The organism is Alteromonas sp. S015, from assembly GCF_036864485.1.
Lineage (GTDB): Bacteria > Pseudomonadota > Gammaproteobacteria > Enterobacterales > Alteromonadaceae > Alteromonas.
In genome coordinates this window covers 129,446-145,469 of record NZ_JAZETO010000011.1, presented here as the reverse complement: position 1 = coordinate 145,469, position 16,024 = coordinate 129,446, and the positions used below count along the sequence as shown (strand labels likewise).

Sequence of the window (16,024 nt, the reverse complement as noted above, 5' to 3'; positions counted from 1 at the left end):
AGCGCACTTAGGTGCGCTTTTTTTATGCCTGTGATTTAGTTCGTGATTGTTGTGCCCTCTGAAACACGCCGTGTACCCATCCATGGGGGCTTCGCAGCTGCATCCATGCAGCTGAGAGTTCTAGATTGAATTAGCGCCACCCCTTTGGCATCTATAAAGCTTGGTGAGAGGGAGCTCGCCGTAAACCCATCCTTGCTTTTAAGTAAGCGCTCCGACATCAACCCACTTTCCTCACCATTAGCCGCTTTCCCCAAGCTGTCTGCCTATAAAGTGCGAATCTCACTTGCCAATGATTTCTTATAGTGTTGTTATACTGTAACAATTAATGGCTATCATGCCCGGTTTTATTGTTTAACGAGATTTTCATGATTACACGACGCCAGTTTTTAGTGGGTTCTTTGGCATTTGGTGGCCTGGCTAGCAGTGCTTTTGGTAAGACGTTGAATTTGGCGTCAATGCCGATTAGCGAAGGCTATGGCGCACTAGTCGCCGACCCCCAAAAGCTTCTCGATTTACCTAAAGGCTTTAGCTACAAGGTTATATCTAGCCTTGGAAATAGCATGTCAGATGGTATGCACGTACCAGACAGAGCAGATGGCATGGGGTGTTTACCGGTAGAAGGTACTAGCGATAAAGTGGCGCTTATACGTAACCACGAACTACATCCTAAACATTTAAGTGTACAGCCTGAGTCTATTCAAAAGCATACTAGCCAGCTAGCCTATGATAACTATCATAATGGCGTAGCTTTACCAGGCGGAACCACAAATATGGTGTATAACCATACCACCAAAAGGGTAGAGCGAGAGTTTATCAGCCTTGTTGGAACGGTAAGAAACTGCTCGGGCGGTATTACGCCGTGGGGCACGTGGCTAACGTGTGAGGAATCGGTAGACCGACCTCATGGCCCGAACGGCGATGTGGTTAACAAAGATCACGGCTACATATTTGAAGTACCCGCAAATGCTGACTCACTCATTGAGGCTAAACCGCTTAAAGCGATGGGGCGATTTAATCACGAAGCGGCCTGTGTTGACCCCACAACCGGCATTGTTTATCTAACCGAAGATAGAGGCGATAGTTTGCTATATCGCTTTGTACCTAATGAATACGGAAACTTGGCAGCTGGCGGCCAATTAGAAGCATTAGTCGTTAAAAATAGCCCTCAGTTCGATACACGTAACTGGCGTTCCAATGCTATGCCCGTAGCAACGTGGTTCGACGTAGAGTGGATAGCGTTAGACAATCCAGAAAGCCCGAACGATGACTTACGTGTGAGAGGATATGAAAAAGGCGCTGCCTTATTCGCTCGCGGGGAAGGTATACATTGGGGAGAAGATGAACTGTATTTTTGCTGTACTAATGGCGGGGAAAAGCAGCTAGGGCAGGTAATGAAACTTGTTCCTTCTGCTGATGGTAAACAAGACAAGCTTCAATTGTTTTTAGAAAGTGAAGACAAGAGCTTGTATAACTTTGGTGATAACCTAACAGTGTGTCCAAATGGGCATCTACTGGTGTGTGAAGACCAATATACCGACATTGTTGATAACCATCTGCGTGGTGTTACACCAAACGGAGAAGTGTACAACTTTGCCAAACTCCATGCGCAAACTGAACTTGCTGGCGCGTGTTTCTCGCCTGACGGTAAAACGCTCTTCGTGAATATTTACTCGCCCACCAAAACTTTAGCTATAACCGGGCCATGGCTTAAAGGTTAGAGATTAGAGGTTCGAATTTATTTAGTTAACTGCGCCGTTTATTCCTATTGTTTTTAAATGGTGCCGTTATCTCTAAACCTGCACTGTGAATTTCTATCTGTCTTTCTTTCGTCACGCATCGTTTACTCGCTTCCATACCTTTTCTCGATTACCTAGCACCTTTATAATTCAATAAATTGATTGTGTGAATCGTTTTAACCCGTTTTAATAGTTTTTACCAATTAACGATAATGCTCTCAACTTAACAAGGAGAGCGAAATGAGCGCACTATTAAAAAAGCTAACAACGGCGAATAGCCAACGTGTTTCCTCCACAACGAATCAATCCACTCGAACGCAATGCAATTACGCTGATAACTACTACGGTGACCAAGTTTGCGTAGAAGTAAAAGCCCCTAAACCTCGTCCCAACCTTCATGTAGGAGTACAGCTGTGAGAAACTCAGTGAAATCAACTTTAGCCAAATTTGTATTAGGCAGCGTGGCTGCCAGCATGCTTACCCTTGGCGTAAGTGCCGATACATTAACGCGTCAGAACGGCGCACCAGTAGGCGATAATCAAAACTCGCAAACAGCGGGGCCATGGGGGCCGGTTTTATTACAAGATTCTCACCTTATTGAAAAGTTAGCGGCATTTGACCGTGAGCGTATCCCAGAGCGTGTCGTTCACGCCCGTGGAACCGGCGTTTATGGGTATTATGAAAATCTTGTTGACCTGTCAGATGAAACATTGGCTGCGCCGTTTCAATCTGCTGGCAAAAAGACCGACGTTTTTGTTCGTTTTTCATCGGTAGTACATGGCCATCTGTCACCTGAGACGCTGCGCGACCCGCGTGGTTTTGCGGTGAAGTTTTACACCGAACAAGGTAATTGGGATCTTGTAGGAAATAACTTCCCGGTTTTCTTTATTCGCGATGCAATCAAGTTCCCAGATATGGTGCATGCATTTAAACCATCGCCGGTAACGAACAAGCAAGAACCTAAGCGCATTTTTGATTTCTTCTCACACGTACCAGAGTCAACGCACACATTAACAATGCTTTTCTCTGACTACGGCACGCCCGCAAGCTATCTAAATATGGATGGTTCAGGTGTTCATGCTTTCAAATTTGTTGATGACGAAGGTAATTACAAGTACGTGAAGTTCACGTGGAAGTCGAACCAGCCAATCAAGAACTTCACCAATGAAGAAGCCATGAAAGTGCAGGGAATGGATATGCAGCCGCATACTACCGACATCTACACGCGAATTGGTGAAAAAGGTGAAACTGCGTCTTGGGATCTTTACTTACAAGAGCTGGAGCCAGAGCGACTGGATAACTTTGAGTTTAACCCTCTAGATACCACTAAAATTTGGCCTGAATCGCTAGTGCCGGCCAAAAAAATTGGTCGTCTAGTACTTAACCGTGTTCCAGATAACTTCTTTGAAGAAACTGAACAAGCGGCATTTGCGCCAAGTAACCTAATTCCGGGGATTGAACCATCTGAAGACAGAATGCTTCAAGGTCGTTTGTTCTCGTATGCTGATACACAGCGCTATCGTTTAGGGGTGAATGCGTACCGCATACCGGTTAACGCACCTAAAAACGCGGTTATTGATAACCACGAACAACATGGCCAGCTTCGTACTACTAGCACTGCGCGTGATGTGAATTACCAGCCAAGCCGTCGCCTTAATCTTAACGAAGACCCAGCATTTCGTTATTCAAGCAAGCCGCTTGCAGGTATGACGCAACAAATTCCGTTCTACAAAGAGCAGAACTTTAAACAAGCGGGTGAGTTTTTCAGAAACTTAACCAAAGAAGGGCAGCAAAACCTGATTAATAACTTAGGTGGAGCACTGGCATCGGTGCCTGAAGAAGAAATCCGCGTCATTATTAGTGCTTATATGTACAACGCAGATAAAGACTACGGCAAAGGCGTAGCTAAATTAGCGAAAGCGCCAATGTCTAAAGTTCGTCAAACGGCGAAAGACTTAATGGAACAGCAGGCTGCGCGTGCTGCTAAAGCGAAACAAGTTGCAGAAAGCCTGACGGCGCTAATGCAATGAACCAGAGCTACTAAAGTCAGAAGTACTAAAAGGTGGACTATTTACCGTTGGTAAAGAGTCCACCCAATGCGTAGCTACCTAATCTCAAATATTACTTTTCCACTTTTTGCGTCGATAAATAAAGAGGGCACAATGTCTATTTTAAAGCACTCACTACTATCAACACTGTTCGTCATTGTCACTCTAGTCAGCTTCGACAGCAGTGCTGTAACACAAGTAACTAGCGCGACGGATAAACCTGCGCAATCAGCTTCGCTATCTATGGAAGCACTGAAAGTGCGGTATTTCGACGCTGCTAGAGAAGGCGACAGCACCTTGTTGCAAGCCTTTTACAACGCCGGGCTAGATGTAAACGTCGCCGATGAAAAAGGCTATACCGCACTTATTCTTACGGCGTACCATGGTCACACTAACACAGTGAATTTTCTTATTGAGCAGGCGAAAGCAGATCCGTGTCAAGAAGACAACCGTGGGAATACTGCACTTATGGGCGCTATATTTAAGGGTCATGTCAGTGTGGCAAAGCAGCTGGTATTTGCTGATTGCGATATTGATAAAGAAAACGTGCAAGGGCAAACGGCACTCATGTTTGCAAGCCTCTTCAACAGGCAAGAGATGGTAAGCAGCCTAATAGAAAAAGGCGCAAACGCCAAGCATGTAGATAAAGCGGGTAACTCAGTGGCAGATATTGCCCTATCGCAAGGGAACTACAATCTAGCGAAAGCACTACGCGAGCATAGCGCTAGATAAAAATGCGCAAGGCTAAAAAAGTAATGAATACAACTTACAGTGAATTTCCGATTATTACTCTTTCGGCGTCATCTTCTTTCATAGGCAAAATTTTAATTACAAACCACATGTGAAAAATTGCTACAAAGGTTTAATAAAAAATGTCACGTTCAGCACCTATATTAACGACGTATGTTAGCGAAATTTAAACATTTATTAGTTTTTGTTTATATCTTGTTCGCTTAGTGTTCTCCCAAGAGGAGTTTGTCATGAAGTTCGATTCAATTAAGTCTCGATTGGTTTTAATGACCCTTATCTGTGTAATTGGAATGGGCATGCTGGTGGTAAGCCAACATTATTTCACACAGCGTTTAATTGGCTTAAATCAGCAGCGAGACGCACTACTGAGAATGGGGCAAGATTTGCTCCAGATGAGACGACACGAAAAGGACTTTTTACTTCGCCACGACACCGATTACTTTGACAAGTTTCTACAGCAGTCGTATTTGTTCAAGGGGCGACTTACTACCCTTGTTCCCATGTTCAATGAATACCGCCTTCCTGTGGCTGATGTCGAAAGCCTGTCTGCCTCAATGGAGGCCTACAGCAGCGCATTTCAACAGGTTGTCTCGCTTCAAGAGCGCATTGGGCTCACGCAAAATGACGGCCTGAGAGGACGTATTTCCGAGCTGGAAAAAGTGCTCAACGAAGGGCCGCTGACTCAAAACCCGCAAACAAGAGAGCTAATAGTCAATATTCAACTCGCCACGCGAAATTTTCAAATAACGCAAGAAGGGTATTATGCAAAGTCGATGAACGAAATGAGTGAGCGTTTAGTTGCTGATTACCGCAATAGTTCGGCGCTGGGTACGTCTTTAGTTCAATACAGAGAGGCACTCTTGCAATTAGTGGATGCGTTCACAACATTTGGTTTAACTCATAATGAAGGCCTTCGCGGAGAGTTCAGACAAAGCGCACACAATGTGGAGACACAGTTAAAGGGTGTCGATTCTGCATTAGAGCCCATGATTGAACAACAAGAAAGCCAGGTACGTATTTATGGTTTAAGTATTGCTGTGCTCACGTCTGTCGTGTTAATTCTGGTATTGATCAAGAGTTTTGCGACATTTCATCGAGCTTTTGTTAACTTTCTTACTTTCTTTTATCGCTGTAAGCGTCAGTATCAAGTGATTGATACGCGAAAGTTAGGGTTTGCAGAGTTAAAGTCACTCGCAGAATTGGCGAATGAAATGGTCGAGTCTAAAAGAGATATTGAGGCGCGGCTTGCGAGTGTTGAAGCCGAGTTGGCCACTAAGAAAACCTCGTGAATAAAGAGGGGAATGTCATTTCTTAAGCGGTCGACTTATTGTTGCATAAACAAGGTATAAGCCAAGGTAGAAGCAAAAATGAAGTTTAACCGCTTAGGAAATAGCGATTTACAAGTGTCGGATGTGTGCTTAGGCACAATGACGTGGGGTATTCAAAACACCCAGCGCGATGCAGACGAGCAAATAGCGTTTGCCCTGGACAAAGGTGTCAACTTTGTCGATACGGCCGAAATGTATCCGGTTCCTCCAAATGTAGATACTTATGGCGATACAGAGCGCATTATCGGTAATTGGATTTCGCGGAATGAATCTAAGCGCTCTGATATTGTTTTAATGACTAAAATTGCTGGCAGCGGTTTAAAGTACATCCGTAACGCTGGACCCATTACAGCTGACGCTATCGCAAACGCTCTCACCTATTCTTTAGAGCGTTTAAAAACCGATTATATCGATGTTTACCAGCTTCATTGGCCGAATAGAGTTACACCACATTTCGGTAAACACTGGCCAGACGGTGCTGATCCTACGAAAACCAACCGAGAGAAAGAGCTGGATGGTATGCGTGATATCCTTGTGGGTATAAAGCGCGCACTAGATGAAGGGAAAATTAGACATTGGGGGCTGTCAGACGACACGCCTTGGGGTATTCATGCCTTTCTTACACTTTGTAAAGAGCTTGATATGCCGCTTCCGGTCTCTATTCAAAATGAGTTCAGTTTACTCCATGCGAAAGATTGGCCGTATTTAATTGAAATGTGTGAATTAGAGAGTATTGCTTACCTTCCATGGTCGCCATTAGCAACGGGTATGTTAAGTGGTAAATACCAGAATGGAGCCAGGCCGGAAGGTAGTCGTTGGACACTGGCACAGCGTATGGGATTATTTAGAGACAAAGCTCCAGCGCAGGCAGCTACAGCGGAATACATAAAAATTGCAGAAAAAGCAGGGATGACGCCCTCACAACTTGCGTTGGCGTGGTGTAAACAAGTGCCTGGTGTTACATCAACAATTATTGGTGCAACCACTTTGCTTCAACTTAAAGAAAATATAGACGCGTTTGATATCTCGCTTTCGAAAGAAACATTAGACGATATTCATGGTGTTCTGAGGCATCACCCTCTAGGCTTTTAATAGCCAGCGCTTTATTTGATGAAAAATGGCGGGTATACCCCGTCATTTTTGTGTCACACGGTCGTAATAGTATGGGTTTTTATATCATAACTCGTAATCGTTACCCTAATGATTGACCCACAAACACTTTCAGCCAGCACTGTAGATAAGAACAACAACTGGCACCGATGGCTGCTTCTCGCACTTCTTGTTTATGTCATGCTGCTTGCGGTGAGCATGATTGGAAGTGGTTTCAAATATGCAGCAGGTGATCACGCTAGAGAGCTTTTTAATTTTGCCTCAAACCCAATAATGGGTCTTATAATTGGCATGGTTTCGACTGCGCTAATACAGTCTTCAAGTACGGTTACTTCAATTATCGTGGGTATGGTTGCGGGAGGGCTACCTATTACCATAGCGGTACCCATGATGATGGGGGCGAATATTGGTACTAGTATTACTAATACCTTGGTTAGCCTGGGACATATCGCGAAAAAAGAAGAGTTTCAGCGCGCTTTTAACGCAGCCACTATCCATGATTTTTTCAATGTTCTTTCCGTACTTATATTTCTTCCGCTGGAAATGGCCTTTGGTATTTTAGAGTACTTGAGTGGCCAAATTGTAACACTTATTCATAGCCCAGAAGCGCTAGGGGTGAGTGGATTCAACCCGATAAAGGCGGCCACACAACCAGTAACTAATTTAGTTTCTCAGTCACTTGAGTTTTTGCCTTCTGTTTATCCTGGTATTGCTAAAATACTGATTGGTATTGCACTTATTATGGTTTCTATTACCTATATGGGAAAAATCATGAAGTCGCTTATGGTAGGTAAAGCGAAGGATTTACTACACAAAAGCATAGGACAGGGGCCGATATCGGGCATTACATCTGGGGCTTTAATGACAGTTTTGGTGCAGTCATCATCAACGACCACATCACTCATGGTACCTTTAGTTGGTGCTGGCGTATTAAAAGCCCGTGAAATCTACCCGTTTACCCTTGGTGCTAATATTGGAACTTGCATTACTGCTCTTATTGCAGCCTTAGGAGTGGCTGGTGTGAACAGCGGCTTTGCTCTACAGATAGCGCTGGTACACCTTATTTATAATGTTCTGGGGGTCACTCTCATTTATGGGATTCCTGTTTTACGTAATATTCCGATCAATTTGTCGTATCAATTATCTGTGCTTGCGGCAGAAAGAAAAATGTACGGCGCCGCGTATGTGGGTGGGTTGTTCTTTGCAGTACCACTGGGAATTATTTTTACGACAATATAAGACAGCCCTAGCTGCTGTAAAACTGCGCAGCAAAGATCAGCTCGGTCTAGTTATACCCAATGGCGTTATGCATATTAGTATGATAATAACGTAGACTTTCAACGCACCTGAAATTGATGCAATAAATAAAACGGCGTTTCTGACTCAGAAACGCCGTTTTAATTTGTAAAGCTTTGTACTTATTAAAACGCGTATTTTGCCGAAACTTGGAAGCGGTTCATGTCACCTTCAAGGCCTGCTTCAATTTCGCGTTTTGCGAAAGCGTATTCAGCACCAACAGTTATTGCTTTAGTTGGTGAATACAAGTAGTTCACCCGTGTACTATACGTGCTTTCTGTAGTGGCTAAACCTGTGAGTGATACGTCATTGTCTGCTTCAAAAGCAGAGAACATAATGCTGCTGCGCGCTTTTTCACTCCACTTGTGACGATACGCAATGCCGTAACCCGTTGAGTCTATGGCTTCAAGGTCGCCGCTTTCAGTAAGAACAGCACCGTTAACCGCGTTAAGCGCAGAGTATCTGCCTAAGCCTTTGCCGGTATTGAAAGTGAAGCGAATATCGTCGCCATTCGATAAGTTGTATTTACCTGTTACCGATACGCCAAAGCTTGTTTCGTCAGCGTCAATGCCGGCGGCGTTGTCATAAGACAACTGTCTCAATAAACCTGCAACTTTTACGTAACCCCAATCATATTTAGAGGTATAAGCGGCAACAAAGTCCGGAATGCTATTGTCGTCGCTTGTAATTCGGCTACCGCCACCAAACGGCGTAATGGTAGATTCCGGGTTTTCAAGCGCTAGCTGCAAACCCCCGTTGGTGTATCTCACCATGACCTGACGACCAAAGGTGATACCGTCAGTGGTACCGATGAAATCAAGTGACTCTGGTAAAGAACCTACATCCATGAACGTTGTCCATGTTTGACCCACTAACCAGTTTTTGTAGGTTAGGTACGCGTGACGAACACGAGGAACATAAGAGTTACTAATACGTTCATCACCGCCGCTCGTTACGACAAAGTCGAGCTCGAATACGCCGTTGATGGTGTCGCCTTCAGCGGTCGGGGTGGATGTGGCGAAGCGGAACCGTGACGTTCTGATATGCGCGTCAAATTGTGGGTCTTCGTCAACGCCACCAACAGGAGTCAGTGAAGGAATATAAAAATCGCGACCTACGCTACCTGACGCAATGGTGCCATCTGAGTAGTCACTAACCATAGCGTCGACTTTGATATAGCCTGTGAATTTCACACTTGTGTCGCCGATTGTTGCTGCTTGTGCTGCACCGGTTGATGCTGCTAGACACAGCGCTACTGCTGTGGCCGTATTTTTTATTTTAGCTTTCATCGTGTCTGTTCCAAAAAATGTGGTTAAATAAATGTAAATTCAACGTTAACATTGCTGATTGTGTACTTATTATCTCAAATTTAAATAAGCCAATGGTCGCATAAGACTATAGTCGTAATACGTTTAGTCTAACTTGTTCATTAGCACCTTGGTTTTACGCTGCTAAGACCAAAGTCTCATTTTGCTTTGCGAGTGAATGGCTAGAGTGTTTCACCATACAACAAGATTTTTACATTATTGATAGTGGAGGCAATCTTTATGACCGCCAGCAAAACTTATCCTGTGCCTGAGAACATTCTTCAGTCTACACATTTAACCGCGTCTCAATATGATGAGATGTACAAGCAATCTGTAGCGCAGCCTGAAGCGTTTTGGGCAGAGCACGGATCTATGCTTGAGTGGTATCAAAAGCCCACCAAAATTAAAAACACAATGTTTGGCGAAAACGATGTGTCTATTAAGTGGTTTGAAGATGGTGAGTTAAATGCCAGCTATAACTGTATTGACCGCCATCTGGCTAATAATGCTACAAAAGTCGCCTTTCACTGGGAAGGTGACTCACCAGAAGATAGTCAAAATATTACGTATCAACAAGTGCATTATGAAGTGTGTAAATTGGCAAATGCGCTTAAAAGTATGGGCGTAGCAAAAGGTGATCGTGTTGCGATTTACATGCCGATGGTTCCTGAGGCAGCTTACGCCATGCTAGCCTGTGCTCGAATTGGCGCGGTGCATTCAGTTATTTTCGGTGGATTTTCCCCCAACGCTATTGCCGATCGCATTAACGACAGCAACGCCAAAGTGGTAATTACAGCGGATGAAGGCCGCCGCGCGGGAAGAAGTATCCCATTAAAAGCAAATGTGGATAAAGCACTGGCCGGTAATGCGTGCCCGTCTATTACGCATGTCTTAGTTCACAAGTTAACGGGGGGCGATGTAGACTGGAATGAAAAACACGATGTGTGGTGGCATGAGGCTGTGGACGGTATGTCGGCGCAGTGTGAGCCAGAAGTAATGAACGCAGAAGATCCGCTTTTCATTCTATATACATCGGGTTCAACCGGTACGCCAAAAGGTGTGGTTCACACCACAGGCGGTTATCTACTCTATTCTGCCATGACCTTTAAATATGCCTTTGACTACAAAGACGATGATATTTATTGGTGTACCGCCGATGTAGGTTGGATCACAGGCCACAGCTATATGGTCTACGGGCCTATGGTGAACGCTGCATCTCAGGTGTTCTTCGAGGGCGTGCCTACATATCCAGACGTTAAACGCATTGCTCAGGTAGTAGAGAAATACAAAGTAAATAGTCTCTATACCGCACCAACTGCAATTCGTGCACTCATGGCACACGGTGACGTTCCAGCAGAAGGGTGTGATGTATCATCCCTTCGTCTACTAGGTACGGTAGGTGAGCCAATCAACCCAGAAGCATGGGAATGGTACCACCGCGTTATTGGCATGAGCCGGTGTCCTATTATCGACACGTGGTGGCAAACGGAAACGGGCGGACACATGATCCTACCTTTACCAGGCGCTACAGAATTAAAGCCGGGTTCAGCTACCCGCCCATTTTTCGGTATCCAGCCAGCGCTGTTTGACGCCGATGGTAATGAACTTGAAGGCGCAGCAGAAGGTAATCTAGTAATCAAAGACAGTTGGCCGAGCCAAGCACGAACAGTTTACGGGGACCATCAGCGCTTTATCAACACTTACTTCAGTGCATACAAAGGAGTGTACTTCACCGGAGATGGTGCACGTCGCGACGAAGATGGCTTTTACTGGATCACGGGTCGTGTAGACGACGTATTAAACGTTTCTGGACACCGATTGGGAACTGCTGAAATTGAAAGCGCACTTGTTGCCCATCCTAAAGTAGCTGAGGCTGCCGTTGTTGGCTTCCCGCATGATATCAAAGGACAGGGGATCTACGTTTACGTAACGCCAAATGAAGGGGTTGAAGCAGATGAGGCCCTTACTAAAGAGCTCAAGGCGTGGGTACGTCAAGAGCTAAGCCCAATTGCCACGCCTGATATGATTCAATGGTCACGCGGGCTACCTAAAACGCGCTCAGGTAAGATTATGCGCCGTATTTTGCGTAAGATTGCGGCCAATGAGCATGAGCAACTAGGTGACACATCTACATTGGCGGATCCATCGGTTGTTGATACACTGATAGAGGAACGTCTAAATAAGTAGAAACTAAGGATATAGACAATGATAACCCTTCTGATCGCAGATGATCATCCGCTGTATCGCGATGCACTAAGAGGCGCGTTGTCGTTGTCACTTCCAGCCCTTACCCTAAAAGAGGCCGGAGATCTAAACACCACGGTCGATATTCTCAATAATGAGGATATAGACCTGTTGCTGCTTGATTTACATATGCCGGGTAGCAATGATTTATTCGGCTTGCTACATATTCGCAAACTCTTTCCCGAGCTTCCTGTGGCAGTCGTTTCTGGTACCGAAGACACCGCACTTATTTCAAAAATTATCAGTGTTGGCGCGCTAGGTTTTATCCCAAAAACAGCCAGTGCACAGGATATCGCCAATGCAGTAGAAGCTATTTTAGATGGTGATGTATGGTTGCCTGATAATTTAAGCGAGGGCGTTGACGATGTGAACGAAGCGTTCTCTGAACTTGCTGATAGAGTTGCGTCGCTAACGCCTTCACAATACAAGGTGCTTTGTTACATGCGGGACGGTTTGCTAAACAAGCAAATTGGTTTCAATTTAGATATCGCAGAAGCCACGGTTAAAGCACATGTTACCGCTATTTTTAAAAAGTTGGGAATAAACAACCGCACACAAGCGGTGCTTATTGCGTCACAGCTTGAGTTGGAGCCACCGGTTCAATAGCGTCGAAGCTAGGCACTGCTTCTGATGTAGCAAATTCAGGCAAGAACTTTTCTAACGCCAATCGGCTTTGCTCACTTAGTAAAGGGTTATCAATTTCAATAACAGTTCGCCCTTCGGTAAGGGCCATTCCTTCTCGAAAGTTCTCATGAGCTAGCAGTAGCGCTTGAAATTTACCCGTTTCGAAAAGTCTTAGCAAACCTTCAGCGATTCGTCCTGCTAATGCCTGATTATCGCTTCCTACAAAGAAAAAGATAGGGCTTGGATACGAAATAATAAGGTGCTCATCGATAGTCAGGCCGCGAGTAAGAGATTTGTCTGAGAGCTCCTCGTTGATTTCCATTACACTTCTTGGAAACATATCGGCGAAGCCTTCCGATACAATGCGAAACGAAGCTCGGTAAGTTGTTTCCAATACTGGGATATCGTTTGCGCGAAAAATCTTTGTGTCGGGCCAGTCGTAGCCTAATACTGCTCTATATGCGCGTAATGCTTCTAATGACCTCACATCGTTGAGGCGTGTATCTCCTTCTCTGACTAACAGCGCACGCTTACCAAAAAGCCCTGCCATAATAGGAATACGAATAGGCAAAAACTGACGTTCCCGCTCTGTAGAGGTAACGCTCCACGTTACATCTAGCATATGGTGTTCAAGGCTGCGTAGTTGGCGTTCTTGCGCTGTTTCTTGATCGCTGACAACCAGCTCAAAAGAGCCATATTGAGGTTCAGTAACAAGAAGTGATTCTGTGAGCAGGCGTTTGGCGTAGGTGTATACCGCGTTGCGCCCAGGATGGACATTGGGTAGACGAAGAACAGTATGAGGCAAGTTAGCACTTACTTCATTTACACTTTTTTGCTGAGCATAACTACTTGATTGTGTCAGTAGAATTACTAGCAAAGCGACTGCATTTAACGCTTTTCTCAAAATGTCCATGTTTATTATTTCATGCACAAAACGCATGACCTACTGTAAGTTGCCACTGGTAGCAAAGCTGAATATCTGTGTTGGCATACTTGTATTGCTAGTCTTTCCCGGTCAGTAAAAAATCGTGCTCGGGGTCTACTATAAATTGACCACTCATTGCTTCTCTCCCGAGTAGCATCAGGTAGGTCATTTCAGAGCGGTCCGTAAGGGTTAACTGAATATCCCACTGGTATCCGTCCATTATTATAGGCGTAATTATGACATAGCGCTTCTCAAGTGTAGCCGTTGAGCTCTTTACGCGTTTTTGCCCTTCCACACGGGCTTCTCTGCGAACAACTCGCTCAACATTGTGAATATCTGGGTGAATATCAAATTTAATCCACAGTTCGCCGTCTTGGTCAAACTCTTCAATGTTGTCCACATGAAGTGAAGACGTTGCCGCCCCTGTGTCAACGCGTACGTTCAAGTCAGATATGGCTAGTTTAGGTAAATCGCAAAGTTCGACCGCACCAACAATTTTTTTATTGTTCATCAGTTTTTCTACCAATTTTATAAAACAGGACCCTGTTCTGGTGGCAATAAATTGTCTTGTAATAATTCTACGTGTTCAGCAACCGTATCAGGCTCTGAAAAGTATGCAATGTGATAAACCGCTTCACCTTCTTGAGTAAGCGGAATATTTTGTTTACCAATCACAACACCTTCTGCAGGGCTTTCAAGGCTGTCTAAGTAATTGCCAAACGGATCAGCAATAATGGCCAGTTTATCACCTTTTTCAACATGGTCACCTAGCTGCGCTAAATGTGTCACGAAGCCACTTTCTGGTGCGCGAACCCATCCACTTTGGCGCGCTATAAAACGCTCGATGCTATGACCTTTGCTGCGGCTTTTGTTCAGCATGCCCAAATGACGCATGGTATTAATAATGCCTCTTACGCCGGCACGAATGGAAAATTCGTCATAACGTAACGCTTGACCTGCTTCATAAAGCAGAATTTTAACGCCGCTCTCACTGGCTGATTCGCGCAATGAACCGTCGCGTAACTCTGCGTTAAGTAGTACAGGTACGCCAAACGCTTTTGCCATTTCCAATACTTCGGGGTCGTCTAAATCAGCGCGAATCTGTGGTAAGTTACTACGGTGTATAGCACCGGTGTGAAGGTCAATGCCTACGTCGCACTTACTTACCACTTCTTTGAAAAATAAGTTGGCTAATCTGCCGGCAAGCGACCCTTTTTTACTCCCTGGAAAACTGCGGTTCAAATCGCGTCTGTCGGGTAAATAACGAGACTGGTTTAGTACGCCATATACATTAACCATAGGCACCGCGATGAGGGTTCCCCTTAAACGCTCGATAGCTTTTGAGCGAATAAGACGACCAACTATTTCAATGCCGTTTAATTCGTCACCATGTATGGCTGCGCTGACGAACATAACCGGGCCTGGTCGCTTTCCTCGCTTAACGTAAACCGGAATGCTCATATTGGTGGCCGTGTACAGCGGCGGCATTTCTAACTCAATCTTTTTTGTCTCGCCAGGAGCAATGTTTTCACCCCCAATTCTTAAAACATCATTTACCACTAACGTTTTCCTATATTTACGTTATTGCATAGCAAAGGTTAAAGGACGCTAGCCTTTTCCACGGGTTTTTGTTTTGTGCGGCTCTGCGCTTTTTTCAATGAACTCAATGATCATACTGGCGACATCTTTGTTGGTCGCTTTTTCAATACCTTCTAAGCCCGGCGAAGAGTTTACTTCCATGACGACGGGGCCATTGTTTGAGCGAAGAATATCTACGCCACAACAGTTCAATCCCATGGTTTTAGCTGCATCTACCGCAGTTTTGCGTTCTGCAGGGCTTAGGCGAACTAAACTTGCTTGACCCCCTCGGTGGAGGTTAGAGCGGAATTCCCCTGGCGCCGCTTGGCGCTTCATCGCCGCCACAACTTTACCACCTACCACGAAGCAACGAATGTCTGCACCGCCAGCTTCTTTAATGAACTCTTGTACCAAGATACTGGCGTTAAGACCCATGAAAGCCTCGATGATCGACTCGGCTGCTTTTTGCGTGTCTGCTAACACCACACCAATACCTTGGGTGCCTTCAAGTAACTTAATCACCACGGGAGCACCGCCAACGGTTTTGATAACGTCGTCTATTTTGTCAGGGTGGTGTGCAAAACCAGTTCTGGGCATGCCGATGCCTTTACGCGATAAAAGCTGTAACGAACGTAACTTATCTCTAGAGCGGCTGATAGCAACCGATTCATTCAAGCTGTATGTGCCCATCATTTCAAATTGGCGAACGACCGATGTGCCATAAAAACTAACCGATGCGCCAATTCGCGGAATTACTGCATCGTAATAAGGCAACCGTTTGCCGTTATAGCGAACTGAAGGTCGCGCACTGGTGATATCCATGTAGCAGTGCATGGTATCGATAACGTCGACCTGATGCCCGCGAGCCTGCCCAGCTTCGACTAAGCGTGAAGTAGAGTAAAGACGAGGATTTCTAGAAAGAATTGCAATGCGCATTTTAAAAAAGCCTGTAGTTTGTGTTTGTTTTGTCGTTTTATCGACCAATCTATTGTCACGTTAGAACGTGATTGTTAAATAGACAAGTCATTTTTGCGCGCATACTAATGTAAGTGTTCGGGGGTGTCTTACGAATAATTCT

14 protein-coding genes are annotated in these 16,024 nt (G+C 45.0%); 9 read left to right on the top strand and 5 right to left on the bottom strand.

Features of this window, described 5'->3' with window-relative positions:
* Window positions 1-365 precede the first annotated feature (365 nt).
* The 7 genes from V7R42_RS18745 (at window position 366) to V7R42_RS18715 (ending at window position 8,211) form a co-directional block, all read left to right on the top strand.
* A complete protein-coding gene (locus tag V7R42_RS18745; protein ID WP_334022087.1) occupies window positions 366-1,718 on the top strand; it encodes an alkaline phosphatase PhoX in 1,353 nt (450 codons plus the stop codon).
* 258 nt (window positions 1,719-1,976) lie between these two features.
* Window positions 1,977-2,153, top strand: coding sequence for a hypothetical protein (locus V7R42_RS18740; RefSeq protein ID WP_334022085.1), 177 nt, complete (start codon window positions 1,977-1,979; stop codon window positions 2,151-2,153).
* Window positions 2,150-3,766: a catalase gene (locus V7R42_RS18735; protein WP_334022082.1), complete on the top strand. Its 1,617-nt coding sequence runs from the start codon at window positions 2,150-2,152 to the stop codon at window positions 3,764-3,766. Before V7R42_RS18740 ends, V7R42_RS18735 begins: the two co-directional genes overlap by 4 nt.
* A 132-nt stretch (window positions 3,767-3,898) precedes the next feature.
* On the top strand, window positions 3,899-4,516 hold the full coding sequence (locus tag V7R42_RS18730; RefSeq protein WP_334022080.1) for an ankyrin repeat domain-containing protein: 618 nt from the start codon (window positions 3,899-3,901) through the stop codon (window positions 4,514-4,516).
* A gap of 248 nt (window positions 4,517-4,764) precedes the next feature.
* Window positions 4,765-5,823 carry a chemotaxis protein gene (locus tag V7R42_RS18725; RefSeq protein ID WP_334022078.1) on the top strand — a complete coding sequence of 353 codons (1,059 nt, stop codon included), beginning with the start codon at window positions 4,765-4,767 and terminating at the stop codon, window positions 5,821-5,823.
* A 78-nt stretch (window positions 5,824-5,901) separates the two neighbouring features.
* Window positions 5,902-6,954 (top strand): aldo/keto reductase, encoded by a 1,053-nt coding sequence (locus tag V7R42_RS18720; protein ID WP_334022075.1) that lies wholly within the window; start codon window positions 5,902-5,904, stop codon window positions 6,952-6,954.
* A gap of 108 nt (window positions 6,955-7,062) precedes the next feature.
* Complete coding sequence (locus tag V7R42_RS18715; protein WP_334022073.1) at window positions 7,063-8,211, top strand: Na/Pi symporter; 1,149 nt, start codon at window positions 7,063-7,065, stop codon at window positions 8,209-8,211.
* A gap of 182 nt (window positions 8,212-8,393) precedes the next feature.
* Here the strand turns inward: V7R42_RS18715 and V7R42_RS18710 are convergent, their stop codons facing one another.
* Complete coding sequence (locus V7R42_RS18710; protein ID WP_334022071.1) at window positions 8,394-9,557, bottom strand: DcaP family trimeric outer membrane transporter; 1,164 nt, start codon at window positions 9,555-9,557, stop codon at window positions 8,394-8,396.
* A gap of 258 nt (window positions 9,558-9,815) precedes the next feature.
* Here V7R42_RS18710 and acs point away from each other — a divergent pair, with 258 nt between their 5' ends.
* Window positions 9,816-11,762 (top strand): acetate--CoA ligase, encoded by a 1,947-nt coding sequence (gene acs / locus V7R42_RS18705; RefSeq protein WP_334022069.1) that lies wholly within the window; start codon window positions 9,816-9,818, stop codon window positions 11,760-11,762.
* 18 nt (window positions 11,763-11,780) lie between these two features.
* Window positions 11,781-12,425 (top strand): response regulator transcription factor, encoded by a 645-nt coding sequence (locus V7R42_RS18700; RefSeq protein WP_334022066.1) that lies wholly within the window; start codon window positions 11,781-11,783, stop codon window positions 12,423-12,425.
* Here the strand turns inward: V7R42_RS18700 and V7R42_RS18695 are convergent.
* The 4 genes from V7R42_RS18695 to rimK all read right to left on the bottom strand — a co-directional run bounded on the left by V7R42_RS18695 (window position 12,385) and on the right by rimK (window position 15,882).
* Window positions 12,385-13,356, bottom strand: coding sequence for an amino acid ABC transporter substrate-binding protein (locus tag V7R42_RS18695; protein WP_334022065.1), 972 nt, complete (start codon window positions 13,354-13,356; stop codon window positions 12,385-12,387). The genes V7R42_RS18700 and V7R42_RS18695 overlap by 41 nt on opposite strands.
* A gap of 88 nt (window positions 13,357-13,444) precedes the next feature.
* Window positions 13,445-13,879, bottom strand: a complete 435-nt coding sequence (locus V7R42_RS18690; protein WP_014950822.1) for an ATP-dependent zinc protease family protein — start codon at window positions 13,877-13,879, stop codon at window positions 13,445-13,447.
* A 17-nt stretch (window positions 13,880-13,896) separates the two neighbouring features.
* Window positions 13,897-14,928, bottom strand: a complete 1,032-nt coding sequence (locus V7R42_RS18685) for a succinylglutamate desuccinylase/aspartoacylase family protein (protein WP_334022064.1) — start codon at window positions 14,926-14,928, stop codon at window positions 13,897-13,899.
* Window positions 14,929-14,976: 48 nt separating this feature from the next.
* Entirely contained in the window at window positions 14,977-15,882 is a 906-nt protein-coding gene (rimK, locus tag V7R42_RS18680; protein WP_014950820.1) for a 30S ribosomal protein S6--L-glutamate ligase, read from the bottom strand.
* Between the last annotated feature and the right edge of the window lie 142 nt (window positions 15,883-16,024).

Bases quoted from the DNA above. Each gene is read 5' to 3' on its own strand.
- V7R42_RS18740 (WP_334022085.1), top strand. From the start codon at position 1,977: ATGAGCGCACTATTAAAAAAGCTAACAACGGCGAATAGCCAACGTGTT.
- V7R42_RS18700 (WP_334022066.1), top strand. From the start codon at position 11,781: ATGATAACCCTTCTGATCGCAGATGATCATCCGCTGTATCGCGATGCA.
- V7R42_RS18725 (WP_334022078.1), top strand. From the start codon at position 4,765: ATGAAGTTCGATTCAATTAAGTCTCGATTGGTTTTAATGACCCTTATC.
- V7R42_RS18710 (WP_334022071.1), bottom strand. From the start codon at position 9,557: ATGAAAGCTAAAATAAAAAATACGGCCACAGCAGTAGCGCTGTGTCTA.
- V7R42_RS18730 (WP_334022080.1), top strand. From the start codon at position 3,899: ATGTCTATTTTAAAGCACTCACTACTATCAACACTGTTCGTCATTGTC.
- V7R42_RS18715 (WP_334022073.1), top strand. From the start codon at position 7,063: ATGATTGACCCACAAACACTTTCAGCCAGCACTGTAGATAAGAACAAC.
- V7R42_RS18690 (WP_014950822.1), bottom strand. From the start codon at position 13,879: ATGAACAATAAAAAAATTGTTGGTGCGGTCGAACTTTGCGATTTACCT.
- V7R42_RS18745 (WP_334022087.1), top strand. From the start codon at position 366: ATGATTACACGACGCCAGTTTTTAGTGGGTTCTTTGGCATTTGGTGGC.
- acs (WP_334022069.1), top strand. From the start codon at position 9,816: ATGACCGCCAGCAAAACTTATCCTGTGCCTGAGAACATTCTTCAGTCT.
- V7R42_RS18720 (WP_334022075.1), top strand. From the start codon at position 5,902: ATGAAGTTTAACCGCTTAGGAAATAGCGATTTACAAGTGTCGGATGTG.
- V7R42_RS18695 (WP_334022065.1), bottom strand. From the start codon at position 13,356: ATGGACATTTTGAGAAAAGCGTTAAATGCAGTCGCTTTGCTAGTAATT.
- rimK (WP_014950820.1), bottom strand. From the start codon at position 15,882: ATGCGCATTGCAATTCTTTCTAGAAATCCTCGTCTTTACTCTACTTCA.